Below are 11,618 nucleotides of genomic sequence, written 5' to 3' on the forward strand. Positions count from 1 at the left end.
TCAGGGCACTTCATTTATCAAGTGCTTTCTTATTTGAAACGCTATAATTTTTGTGGGGATGGTACAGACTCTGACCCTATTGATTTACTCGTATGCTAAGGCGACGATTTGTTTTATCCGCTGCTCGTGGGTAATGCAAAAATCTTCCCGTGAAATCTAACGCTTAGCTAAGGGGCGGCAAAAGCTGAGCTTTTGGCATCCCGTGGAGGCACGAAGTGCCGGAGCGTACTTGAGCAACTTGTTAGGCATTTTCTATAACCTCTAAGTTTTCTCCAGACTCAAATTTTCCAGCTTTTATAGTAGAGCCTTTTCTATAGAATTTTTGTTTCGATACTTTAGAAAACTGTGAAAGACTGTGTCTTGATGTGACTACTAGCATTAAGTGCTGATTATCGTCATTCCAGTGTGTCTCCAAGGTGCCGGGGTAGCAGAAGAAAAATTCTTTACCAAATAGCTCTTCCTTTGCCTTATAACTATCCAACTCTGGAACCTCAGCTGAACTAAATTTATGAAGAGAGTTGGCTAGTCCGTTTGGAGTGTTTGTTGGGGTAATTAGATAAAGCTCAATTTTTACGTCCAAAACAGAATAAGGGGTTTTATTCCTGATTTTGAACTCGTATTCAGATTTCGAATTTTTTGCAATATATGGAGAAATTTCTATTTTTGGCTTCAATCTATAAAGAAACAATACAACAAGCAAGGAGCCTAAGAAGCCATTAATAATTGCGATAAGGTTGTCCATACACATTCCTGATGCCTAACATCTTGCTTACCGGCCCAACGGAGTAGAGCAAGCTTGTGGTAAAGTTTGCGCAGCAAACCACAAGCTTGCGGCGCGTAGTTGGGTCCGAGTACAGCAAATTGTTAAGTGGATGTCAGTGCGGTAGTGATAATCACAAGAAGTGATGGCTGGGTGGGGATTCGAACCCCAATCTACCCTTCGAGTAAACTCTGAGATCCAAAGCACACTCGAAGGATGCCCTCCTGTAAACAGGAGGGGCCAGGGCGCTTTTGCCTCAAGCTACCCAACCATTAGATTCAAGTATATTAATCACATCATCGGACTGCAAGTAATCCTGCTTTAACTTCTGCCTTAGCGCATTACGCCTACGACTATCGTCGTCATTCACGTACTTACAAAGAATCTTCCCCAGAAGATCGTTGTCAATTTTAACAACTTTGCTACAAAGTCGCTTTGCAGCGGTTTGCCATGCCTGTGAATAAAGTATCACGTCTCTAATTGAGAGTTCTGAAAATGTATTCGGTGAAAAATTATATATAGTTCTAATAGCATCGGTTTGCTGCTTATCTAGTGGAGGAACAGCCTCTCCATCAACCCCTCCATGGAACTCAACATTACGCAACTGCCTATAGTAATCGATAACAAGCAACTCATTTTCACCAACGAAGTCTATATAAATACTTTCCGCTAAGCTTGTATTCGTTTTTTTAAGGCCATTATTCCGAGCATAGACTAGAAAAACCGACCTTCTTAGAAAATCTACCGAATCAATATTGAAGCTCTCACTCACCTTACTATTTTCTTTCGAGTAACGAACTACGTCTGCACAGAATGACTCGGCTCTGCTGTTAATGTAGGCAATGTGAGCCAGATTGACATAAAGCGCTACATCGTCCAAATCTATTTGGCTTAAATTTAATCTCTTATGTTTGTATTTTTTCGTTAGCTTAGAGAGTTCATCGTTACTCCGTTTATTTACAAGCTCATGTGTGGCTATATCGGCGACACACATTAAGGGACCAATTGCTCCCAACGATTTTCTAAAATTGGTCTCAATATCTCTCGGAGTTCTAAACACGAATCATCCTCAGAATTCACTTAACAGTCTGTTTTATGAGGCCACTGGCCTCATAATAAATATTAAACAGGCGACCTTATAACTCATTCACTAAAACTATAACATTCTGATTATTAATAAATTTCTATTTATTAGTTTTGAATTATGAGGCCAGTTTTTTGAACTAGCAATGAAAAATAGTGCCTGACATTACTTATTTTGGAAAGGAGATTTCTAAAGTAATTTAATGATTTTATTCAGGTAGTCGCAGGAAACTGGCCGCCGACTGATGGCTGTTAAGATGAGGGATCACTCCCAAGCAGGGGGCATCAATTCGGCTCGTTAAGGTCTCTATCATTTCAGTTGATTCTGATTGTTCAGCGACATGATTCGCCACCCAGCCAGCCAGTTTGAGACCTTGTTGTTCAATGGCTGCCACGGTCAATAAGGCATGATTAATACAACCGAGTTTAATTGCCACCACCAAAATTACCGGCAATTGAAGTTCAGCAGCAAGATCGGCCATGGTGCATTCTGCGTTTAGGGGTACATACCAGCCTCCCGCCCCTTCCACAATGACGGCGTCTGCTTGTTCAGCGATCAACTCATAGTTGCCTTTAATGTTGGCAATAGAGAGTGCTACCCCCTCTCGCTCAGCCGCAATATGGGGGGCAATAGCTGGTTCAAAGGCATAAGGATTGATCAGTGAATAAGCTAAATCTGTCTGACTTTGTTTGATTAATGCGAGTGCATCCTCATTTTTCCATTGCCCATCTAACCACTCACAACCGCTGGCAATCGGCTTCATGCCAACTGTTGTATAGCCTTGTTGTTGCAGTAGAGATACCAAGCCCACACTGATGAAGGTCTTCCCTACTTCAGTATCTGTACCTGTTATAAAAAAATGTGTGCTGGTCATAATCGTTTGATCTCACTGATCGGAATATAAACGCTATCGTCATCCGTTCGGCATTGGCCTGATTGAGCTAATTTCCACGCATGCCCAAAAATGACTTCATAGCTGGCAGGCAAACCGTCTGCTTGGCGAAAGGTTTCATAAGCGGAAACCACTTTTTGCATCAATTGTTTGCCTGTCAGGCCACGACGGCGGCCTTCATTCACATTACGTGCGCCAAGGATTTTTAGATCGCGCATCACACTCATTGCATCGTTGTAACTTAATGTGTAAGGCTCCATATCCAGCACACAATCCGCTAAGCCGCTGGCTGTCATGGCATCACCCACATCATGCATATCGTAGAATAAATTCACATGAGGATAGCTATCGACTTCAGCCCAAGCCTGACGCAACTCCGTCAAGGTATCAGGGCCAAGGCTGGTAAACATCAATAGTCCCTGTGGTTTTAGCACCCGAAAGATCTCGCTGAAACAACGTTTAGGATCACACCACTGTAATGCCAGATTGGCATAGATCAGATCGACACTGTTATCAGCCAGGGGAATGGCTTCCGCATCCCCCGCCAATACCTGTAAACGTGGCTGTTTCGGTAACCAGCGTTTAATGCCTTGATCATGCCGATAACGCTTTTCGGCCTGCTTTAACATTTGTGGTGCAATATCGACAGCGACTAATTGGGCATGAGGATAGCGCTTTTGTAATAACGATAAATTACGTCCGGTCCCTGCCCCTAGGTCCACTATCGTTTGTGGTTCGATAGTGATGTACGACAAGCGCTCTAATAATTCATCTGCTGTTTGTCTTTGTAGCACAGCCACATCATCGTAATGCTCGGCGGCGGCAGAAAATGACTGAGCCACTCTTTTTTTATCGGGACGATATTCACTCATGGATAAATTGTTCTATCACTAATTGGCATTGCTGAGGCTGCGAAATAAACGGCGCGTGGCCTAATCCCGGCATCACTTCAATACGCAGTTTTGGCTGCAACTTCTGTAAATATTCCGCTAATGACACCGGAATAAGGTGATCATTCTCAGCCAGTATCATTTGTGTGGGGCAATTTACGCTGGCAAGCGCCTCTCGTAAATCCCATTCAGCCAGACACTTTAAGCCTGCCTGTAATGCCTCTGGTTCGGGTTCATGCTGTTGAGCCAGTTGTTCGCTTAATTGTTTTATCACTTGTCGGGGCTGATTCGCGCCTTTTGCTTGCAGCATAATAAAACGCTGCAAGGTCAGCTGTTGATCGTCAGCTAAACTGGCTGAAAAGGTATTAAACACCTCAGCAGCCATGGCACAAGGCCAGTCATCTGTTTGCACAAAGCGTGGATTACTTGCCAACAAAATCAGCTTTTTGACTTTATCAGGGTAATGCTGCGCCATAGCCAATGCGACCATGCCACCTAAGGACCACCCTAGCCACATAGCGTCTTGAGGGAGAGCCAACGACAAATTGTCTAAAAGCCGCGTTAACTCAAAATCCCCTTCATGCCATTCACTTTGACCATGTCCAGGTAAATCAACCAAGTGACAACGAAAATGTTCACCCAATAAATCAACCAGTGGCTGCCAGACACCACTATGCATACTCCAACCATGCACCAGAACTAAATCAGGCCCCTGACCTATGCTGTTAATGTGCATACGTCTGCTCCAGAGCAATAAGCAGTCTGTCCACATCCTGCTCTTTATGGGCAGCAGAAAAAGTAATTCTTAGCCTTGCTGTATTTTTAGGTACGGTGGGTGGACGGATAACACCCACCAAGATGCCTTGTTTTTCTAGTTTCGCCCCGATGTCTAACGCCTGTTTATCATCACCGATAATAACGGGTTGTATTGGCGTCATCGATGGCATCAGTTTCAGACCAAGCTGTTCTGCCCCCTGTCTGAATTGCTGAATTAACAACTGAAGTTTGTCTCGTCGCCACTGTTCAGTTTCCACCAGCTCCAGACTGGCCAGTGTTGCCGCGGCAATCGCCGGCGGCTGTGCCGTGGTATACACATAACTGCGTGCTTGCTGAATTAAGGTTTCGATGACTAGCTCGTCGGCAGCGACAAAAGCACCGCCAGTACCAATGGCTTTACCTAAGGTGCCCACCACAATCGGGGCTTTATCTGCTGTGATTTGGTAATGAGATACCGTACCGCGACCACCTTCACCTATCACACCAAAGCCATGTGCATCATCGATCAGAACCGCGGCGCGATGTTGCTCTGACAAAGCCATAATCTCGGGTAATGGAGCGATATCACCATCCATACTGAACACGCCATCACTGACGATAAGTCGGTGATTTGCTGTAGAGGCATTATGGAGTCGTTTGTGTAATAGACTCATATCCGCGTGAGGGTAACGTAACTGATCGGCATCGGTCAGACGACCACCGTCTAAAAGAGAAGCATGATTCCATTTGTCCTGAATCACCGTATCACCACGGCTCAGCAAGCCATCGATCACACCCAGATTGGCCATATACCCCGTCGAAAACAACAACACACGTTGTTGACCCGTGAAGTCGGCCAGCTTTTCTTCCAACGCCTGATGATAATAACTATGACCGGTCAACAAATGGGCGGCACCACTGCCGACACCTTCTTTGTCTACCGCCTCTTTGAAGGCTTGTTTGATATCAGGATGGGCAGCAAGACCAAGATAATCATTACTGCAAAAGGACAAAACGGTTTTGTCAGCAAGGTGAATATGCACACCCTGCTCACCGACTCTGAGACGATTTTGTCGATAACGACCCGCCGCTTTGCGTTCAGCTAAAGCGGCGGTCAGTTCATTATGCCAAGGGAGTTTGGCCACTCGAAAATTGAGTCGTTATGCAGCAGAAGAACAGCTGCGTTCTTCTGTTTTTTCTTCACCAACCCAAGGTGTAATACCTAAACGTTTGAACAATTGCTGATCATGGTTGGTATCAGGGTTGTCAGTGGTTAACAGTTTTTCACCATAGAAAATCGAATTTGCGCCAGCTAGGAAACACATCGCTTGTAACTCATCGGTCATGTGTTCACGACCTGCTGAGAGACGTACAAATGATTTCGGCATCATGATGCGAGCAACCGCAATGGTACGAACAAACTCGATTGGGTCTAGATTATCAACACCATCTAATGGTGTACCTTCGACTTGAACCAACAGATTGATAGGTACACTCTGTGGTTGAGTTGGCAGGTTAGCTAAGCTGATTAATAAACCAGCGCGGTCATGACGACCTTCACCCATGCCGACAATACCGCCACTACACACATTGATACCAGCATCACGGACGTGGCTTAAGGTATTCAGACGGTCTTCATAAGTACGGGTAGTAATAATTTCACCGTAGAATTCGGGTGAAGTATCCAGATTGTGATTGTAATAATCCAGACCAGCTTCTTTTAAACGTTTTGCCTGATGTTCTTCCAACATGCCCAAAGTGACACAGGTTTCCAGGCCTATACTTTTCACGCCTTCAACCATTTCAGCAACGCGTTCCAAGTCACGATCTTTCAGGCTACGCCATGCGGCGCCCATACAGAAACGGTTTGCGCCAGCTTCTTTAGCTTCGTTGGCTGATTTCAGCACTTCATTGAGCGGCATCAAAGGCTCAGCTTTGACGGCTGACTCGTGATGTGCACTCTGTGGGCAATAGCCACAATCTTCAGCACAACCGCCGGTTTTAATACTTAATAAGGTACTAATCTGCACCGCATTGGCATCAAAGTTGGCACGATGAACAGTTTGTGCTTTAAACATCAGGTCGTTAAAGGGCATAGCAAATAAGGCTTCAACCTCTTGCTGGCTCCAGTCGTTGCGGATTGTTGCTTGGGTTTCTGCTACATTCTCAGGCATGATGACTCTTTACTGATTTAAAGGATTAAATTAGGTCATGTCATGGCAAATCTGCTCTCACTGACACAACAATTCCAACAATTATACAGGAAAGTATTTCCAATTCCGTGTTTACTCTGTGGGCTGGCGACAGAAGGTCAGGCACTATGTGAGAGCTGTATCGCTGAATTACCTGTTATCCAACAGTGTTGTATTCACTGCGCGATACCCATAGAACAAGGACAGATTTGCGGACAATGCTTGAAAAATCCACCCATTCAGGATTCCAGCCTAAGTCTATATCGCTATGAACAGGCGGTTCCCAGAATGATGTCAGCGCTGAAATATCATCGGCAAATTCAGCTTGCAGACATCTGTGCCAGAGAATTTATTGCGTATCACTCATTAGCTACGCCACCGAACGTTTTGCTTCCCATACCCCTACATCCGAGCCGGCTCCGACAACGAGGTTACAATCAATCTCTTTTATTTGCCGATACCCTCGCTCAGTTATTGAAGATTCCTTGTCGACCAGAATTACTGAAACGAGTCAAAAAAACAGCAACACAGACTCAGCTTAATGCTAAGCAACGGCATAAAAATATGCGGCAAGCTTTTAAGTATGATTCTTCTTTTGTACCTGAGCATGTAGCTATTATCGATGACGTCATGACATCCGGTGCAACGACACATGAAGCGGCACGTGTATTAAAGCGAGCTGGCGTAGAGACAATAGAAGTGTGGACAATTGCACGTGCAATAAGCCATTATTAGTGTTAACTAAATCACACTTAGGCTCATAAGGCGTTTGGATGCAAGATATCGCCACCTTACAAGCTCGTTTGGATGAACTACTTCGCATCGCTAAAAGCAATGAGCGAAAACAAACCAATTTCCAGGAATATGAGCTAGCACTTCTTGCCAGTAATAATCTTCATGAGCTGTTAGGGATCGTGCTGGAAGAGCACAAAGAGCGCTTTCAACTGACTGATGTGACCCTGCTATTGCATGACCCTGAATATGACTTTCAGCGTTTGATCGAAGCTCAACCCGTCAAATCAACTTGGTTAGACAAACTGATATTTACTGAATCAGCTCATTTATTAAATCAATATTTCAGCCCGTTACGTAAACCACGCCTGATCCGTTACTCACCTCATCAACATGCTTTTTTATTTCCTGATCAAGCCGAGCTGGGTTCCATCGCCTTACTACCACTAATCAGGCATAACGTATTAATCGGTAGTTTGAATTTAGGCAGCCGCAATCCAACCCGATTTGAAAGTAATATTGGCACTCAGTTTCTGGAACATCTGGCCGCAGTCATGTCAGCCTGTCTGGAAAATGCCCGTTTACACGAACATATTAAATTAGTCGGCCTGCGTGATCCTTTAACTGGCATTAATAATCGTCGTTTCTTCGATCAACGGCTCAGTGAAGAAGTCAGTCGGGCTAAACGGCTAAATAGTCCATTAACCTGCTTGTTTATTGATTTAGATTTTTTTAAACGTATTAATGATCACTACGGCCATCAAGCGGGTGATGCGGTGCTCAAACAAGTATCACAATTACTCAATGACCGTTTGCGTAATAATGATGTGCTTGCCCGATATGGTGGAGAAGAATTTGTCATTTTATTAGCGGATACCAGCGCCGAAGATGCCGCTTTGATAGCAGAGCAAATTCGCCATCGAGTCGAGAAAACTGAATTTATTATTCCATCTGGCAAAGCCATACACGCCACTCTCTCTATTGGCTCAGCAACACTTGGTCAATATAGTCATATTCATGACACAAAATCACTGATAGCAGCGGCTGATCAGGCTGTTTATGCAGCTAAATTATCAGGTCGAAATCAAATCAAACAGGCACGTTAAATGTTACTTACGACGTTTGTCATCAATACTTTTGTTTTTGTCAGCACCATACTCATCCACTACGAAACACTTTACCAGCTAGCTAAGCGCCTCCCTGCCTTGCATATTATTCATCGTTATCGTGTTTTACTAGCGGTGATGGTGGTGATGGTGGCTCATATCGTTGAGATTTGGCTATTTGCTATCGCTTATTACCTGATGATACAGGTTGATGGTTTCGGCACGCTGATGGGAAATATTGATTCCAGCTTGCTTGATTGTAGTTATTTTTCTTTCACCACTTATACCACGCTGGGTTTTGGCGATATCGAACCGACGGGTTATGTCCGCTTTTTAACCGGACTGGAGTCACTGACAGGATTAGTGATGATTACTTGGTCCGCCTCTTTTGTATTTCTGGAGATGCAAAAATACTGGCCAAAACGCTAATTGTTATTGGCTTATTATCGCTGAAGGATGGCTGACATTCATATAAAACTGTTTACCCTGTCGACGAATCCAGCCACGCACTTCAAACGTTTGATTAAGGTAACTTTTTAAATCTCCAAAATAGGTGATATCTTTCTTTTTGATCGCTAATCTGAAATGCGTATTCGCTTCCAGAAAAACCGTCTTTTTGCCGTATTTTATTGATTTGAGTTTTAACTTAATTCGCTGCCAGCCACGGTAGTTCTTTCCAGTTTTTAACTCGGAGAGACGTTTTACCCGATAGTCAGACAAAGACCAGAGACCTTTTTTAGCTTGCTCAGCTTTGTTTTGTGCAGCAATAAGTTTATCGCTGTATCGCAAATTAGGTGGAATCAATGTCAGTGAAGCAAGACCTTGCTCAATCAGCATGGCATTTAAATAACGTCCATCCGGCAAAAAACAATGAGCTAAAGCACGATCATATTTATCTCGCTGTTGCTGATCGTATTCAATAAAAAGCTCCGGCTGACTTAACATTTCTTTTAACCACTTTTTCGCCTGCTCACCACCGGCTTCGCCATCCCGATAACGACTCAGGACCTCAGGGGTATTGATGCCCAGTAAACGAATGACTTGCCCGGATTGTAATTCGAGGGTATCACCGTCAATCACACGTTTAAGACTGACGCGATAACGATAGGGTTTTGACTTGACTGATATTAAGGTCGCATTGTCAGAGGGCTGATCGGAAAAAACAGTCCGCCCCTGCTCATTCTGTGATTGATAAACCGATGTGGGGTAACAAACAGTCGGTATGATGATGGTGATAAACACCAGAATCATTCGCATCGTTTTCCTCCATGAATAACGATAGTGATGACTAAACTTCTTCAAGCATATTTGTTATTAGTGTTTTTTGCTTAACAATCTCTTCTCTGAGATCCGTAATCAAGGATTTCAACATTTGCGCAACTGAATTAAATCGTGTCGCATGGCTCTCTGCATGCGCCGCTTCCACGGAACAATAAATAGCTAAATAATCGCCTTTTGCCACTGCGGCTGGTAATTCTTCCAATGTTGACTTGATTTCAAATAAGAGTTTTTTCTTTTCAGCCTCTGACTGACTGTCAGCGAGTGCAAGCAATAGCTCTTTGGAATTATCAATTTCATGTTTGATTTCCAGCCCTAACTCCTGAATACCTTGGGTTAGCACACGAAATGCATCACCTTCGGAACCAGCCCTGGCAGCGGCACTGACCGCATTGGAAGCCAGTAAACGCATTTTCTTTAACATGGGATTAAGATCATCCATTGCCCTTGCCAGAGCATCTGCTTGCTGCTGCAAACTTGAAGAAGATAATTCTGATATCGCGTTCATTTGCCCACCGACAAAATACTGTAATGAATGACCAGACTGATAAAAATAATCAATCCAACCCAGTTATTATTTAAAAATGCTTGTAAACAGCGTTGTGGCTGTCGATCTTTTGCCAAAAACTGTTGATAGACAAACAGGGCACTAGCCAGACACAACCCCAAATAAAAAATAAAGCTCATCTCTAATTGCAGGCCGACTAATACCATCACCACGATATAGGCGACTTGCATAATGCCCTGAATAATCAGGTCATCATCACCAAATAACACGGCTGTTGATTTGACCCCAGCCAACAGATCATCTTCCCTGTCTGCCATCGCATAAAATGTGTCGTACATCGTTGTCCAGATAATATTAGCCAGAAACAATAACCAGGCCATCACCGGAACCGTATTCGTCTGTGCTGCAAATGCCATGGGAATCGCCCAACCAAATGCCATGCCCAGATAAATCTGAGGGAAATAGGTGTAGCGTTTCATGAACGGGTAAGTCGCAGCCAGAAAGACACCACCCAACGATAACCAGATGGTCAAGCTATTCAGTAAGGACACCAGAATAAAGGCCACCAAGGCCATGCCTATAAAGACATACACCGCTTGTCTGGCCGTTAACTCTCCCGTCGCCAGAGGACGGTTTTGTGTTCGCCAGACACTGCCATCTATTTCCCTGTCGGCAAAATCATTAATCGCACAGCCTGCTGAACGCATTAAAATCACACCTAAGATGAACACGACTAACACCGTGAGATCAGGTATGCCTTCTGCAGCAATCCACAATGCCGATAATGTTGGCCATAACAAAAGTAAAATGCCAATCGGTCTGTCCAGTCGCATCAACTGGATATAAGGCATGATACGTTGTTGAACCTTGCTCACACATGACTCCATTTTTCTGATGGCAGAAATATCTCACACACAAGTACTGGGTTCCCATTCAAGTAAAAACATGACCGTCTTGCCCATAAAATATCAGGACGAATATTCAACCACTCGGTCGCTAATTGATACAACCAATGCTGCGACGTTAAGCACGCGACCTGAATATCACTTCGGCTTAATGTTGGCTCATCAAATAACATCTGACCTAATGGTTTTGTACCTAGGTTATCGAACCGAGACGGCAAGACTTGATAGGTGGATTGAGGAATAATCGTTCGGGCATAAATTTCCGGTCTGTCGCCATCACACAATAAAACCTCTCGCTCCAATTGAATACGCCGAAATGGTTGCTGAAGAAACAGGCTTTCTTCAGGCAAGGCGGCATGCCAGTCATAATGTAATAACTCGACATTCACTGCTTGCTCGCTGACAGATTGCAGACGCTTGGTCAGTGATCCGCTATCCGTCAGCCACTCGCGTAAGTCATACGGTAATGATGGCTTACGAGCTGGCAGCCAGTTTGTCCAATGCTTCATTCAAAA

General features: G+C 44.2%; 14 protein-coding genes. 3 read left to right on the plus strand and 11 right to left on the minus strand.

Annotated elements, in window-relative coordinates; all coding sequences use genetic code 11:
- Positions 1–241 precede the first annotated feature (241 nt).
- From B2248_RS03160 to bioB, 7 genes are all read right to left on the minus strand, one after another.
- Entirely contained in the window at positions 242–742 is a 501-nt protein-coding gene (locus B2248_RS03160) for a hypothetical protein (protein ID WP_273180311.1), read from the minus strand.
- Positions 743–1,016: 274 nt separating this feature from the next.
- A complete protein-coding gene (locus tag B2248_RS03165) occupies positions 1,017–1,820 on the minus strand; it encodes a hypothetical protein (protein WP_273180309.1) in 804 nt (267 codons plus the stop codon).
- 232 nt (positions 1,821–2,052) lie between these two features.
- Positions 2,053–2,718, minus strand: coding sequence for a dethiobiotin synthase (gene bioD / locus B2248_RS03170; protein WP_273180307.1), 666 nt, complete (start codon positions 2,716–2,718; stop codon positions 2,053–2,055).
- Entirely contained in the window at positions 2,715–3,608 is an 894-nt protein-coding gene (gene bioC / locus B2248_RS03175; protein ID WP_273180306.1) for a malonyl-ACP O-methyltransferase BioC, read from the minus strand. The genes bioD and bioC overlap by 4 nt, the downstream gene beginning before the upstream one ends.
- On the minus strand, positions 3,601–4,362 hold the full coding sequence (bioH, locus tag B2248_RS03180) for a pimeloyl-ACP methyl ester esterase BioH (RefSeq protein WP_273180305.1): 762 nt from the start codon (positions 4,360–4,362) through the stop codon (positions 3,601–3,603). Before bioH ends, bioC begins: the two co-directional genes overlap by 8 nt.
- The gene (gene bioF, locus B2248_RS03185; protein ID WP_273180304.1) at positions 4,352–5,527 is read right to left on the minus strand and encodes an 8-amino-7-oxononanoate synthase; all 1,176 of its coding nucleotides are present in this window, start codon (positions 5,525–5,527) and stop codon (positions 4,352–4,354) included. The genes bioH and bioF overlap by 11 nt, the downstream gene beginning before the upstream one ends.
- Positions 5,528–5,542: 15 nt before the next feature.
- Positions 5,543–6,556, minus strand: a complete 1,014-nt coding sequence (gene bioB, locus B2248_RS03190; RefSeq protein WP_273180303.1) for a biotin synthase BioB — start codon at positions 6,554–6,556, stop codon at positions 5,543–5,545.
- 42 nt (positions 6,557–6,598) lie between these two features.
- On the opposite strand from bioB, the gene B2248_RS03195 reads away from it, so the two are divergent.
- From B2248_RS03195 to B2248_RS03205, 3 genes are read left to right on the plus strand one after another with little or no spacing between them, the layout of a single operon-like run.
- The gene (locus tag B2248_RS03195; RefSeq protein WP_273180301.1) at positions 6,599–7,309 is read left to right on the plus strand and encodes a ComF family protein; all 711 of its coding nucleotides are present in this window, start codon (positions 6,599–6,601) and stop codon (positions 7,307–7,309) included.
- A gap of 38 nt (positions 7,310–7,347) precedes the next feature.
- Positions 7,348–8,412 carry a GGDEF domain-containing protein gene (locus B2248_RS03200; RefSeq protein ID WP_273180299.1) on the plus strand — a complete coding sequence of 355 codons (1,065 nt, stop codon included), beginning with the start codon at positions 7,348–7,350 and terminating at the stop codon, positions 8,410–8,412.
- Positions 8,413–8,841: a potassium channel family protein gene (locus tag B2248_RS03205; RefSeq protein WP_273180298.1), complete on the plus strand. Its 429-nt coding sequence runs from the start codon at positions 8,413–8,415 to the stop codon at positions 8,839–8,841.
- 3 nt (positions 8,842–8,844) lie between these two features.
- On the opposite strand, the gene B2248_RS03210 is transcribed toward B2248_RS03205, so the two are convergent.
- From B2248_RS03210 to B2248_RS03225, 4 genes are read right to left on the minus strand one after another with little or no spacing between them, the layout of a single operon-like run.
- Positions 8,845–9,669 carry a thermonuclease family protein gene (locus tag B2248_RS03210; protein ID WP_273180297.1) on the minus strand — a complete coding sequence of 275 codons (825 nt, stop codon included), beginning with the start codon at positions 9,667–9,669 and terminating at the stop codon, positions 8,845–8,847.
- 31 nt (positions 9,670–9,700) lie between these two features.
- Positions 9,701–10,198, minus strand: coding sequence for a hypothetical protein (locus B2248_RS03215; RefSeq protein ID WP_273180296.1), 498 nt, complete (start codon positions 10,196–10,198; stop codon positions 9,701–9,703).
- On the minus strand, positions 10,195–11,073 hold the full coding sequence (gene ubiA, locus B2248_RS03220; RefSeq protein ID WP_273180294.1) for a 4-hydroxybenzoate octaprenyltransferase: 879 nt from the start codon (positions 11,071–11,073) through the stop codon (positions 10,195–10,197). Before ubiA ends, B2248_RS03215 begins: the two co-directional genes overlap by 4 nt.
- Positions 11,070–11,612, minus strand: coding sequence for a chorismate--pyruvate lyase family protein (locus B2248_RS03225; RefSeq protein WP_273180293.1), 543 nt, complete (start codon positions 11,610–11,612; stop codon positions 11,070–11,072). Before B2248_RS03225 ends, ubiA begins: the two co-directional genes overlap by 4 nt.
- Positions 11,613–11,618 lie beyond the last annotated feature (6 nt).

The sequence above is a fragment of the Methylophaga sp. UBA2012 genome (genome assembly GCF_002335235.1).
Classification (GTDB): Bacteria; Pseudomonadota; Gammaproteobacteria; order Nitrosococcales; family Methylophagaceae; genus Methylophaga; species Methylophaga thalassica.

What these genes read in the sequence shown, in the direction of transcription:
- B2248_RS03160 (WP_273180311.1), bottom strand. Translation starts at nt 742, where the DNA reads ATGGACAACCTTATCGCAATTATTAATGGCTTCTTAGGCTCCTTGCTT.
- bioD (WP_273180307.1), bottom strand. Translation starts at nt 2,718, where the DNA reads ATGACCAGCACACATTTTTTTATAACAGGTACAGATACTGAAGTAGGG.
- bioC (WP_273180306.1), bottom strand. Translation starts at nt 3,608, where the DNA reads ATGAGTGAATATCGTCCCGATAAAAAAAGAGTGGCTCAGTCATTTTCT.
- bioH (WP_273180305.1), bottom strand. Translation starts at nt 4,362, where the DNA reads ATGCACATTAACAGCATAGGTCAGGGGCCTGATTTAGTTCTGGTGCAT.
- bioB (WP_273180303.1), bottom strand. Translation starts at nt 6,556, where the DNA reads ATGCCTGAGAATGTAGCAGAAACCCAAGCAACAATCCGCAACGACTGG.
- B2248_RS03195 (WP_273180301.1), top strand. Translation starts at nt 6,599, where the DNA reads ATGGCAAATCTGCTCTCACTGACACAACAATTCCAACAATTATACAGG.
- B2248_RS03200 (WP_273180299.1), top strand. Translation starts at nt 7,348, where the DNA reads ATGCAAGATATCGCCACCTTACAAGCTCGTTTGGATGAACTACTTCGC.
- B2248_RS03205 (WP_273180298.1), top strand. Translation starts at nt 8,413, where the DNA reads ATGTTACTTACGACGTTTGTCATCAATACTTTTGTTTTTGTCAGCACC.
- B2248_RS03210 (WP_273180297.1), bottom strand. Translation starts at nt 9,669, where the DNA reads ATGCGAATGATTCTGGTGTTTATCACCATCATCATACCGACTGTTTGT.
- B2248_RS03215 (WP_273180296.1), bottom strand. Translation starts at nt 10,198, where the DNA reads ATGAACGCGATATCAGAATTATCTTCTTCAAGTTTGCAGCAGCAAGCA.
- B2248_RS03225 (WP_273180293.1), bottom strand. Translation starts at nt 11,612, where the DNA reads ATGAAGCATTGGACAAACTGGCTGCCAGCTCGTAAGCCATCATTACCG.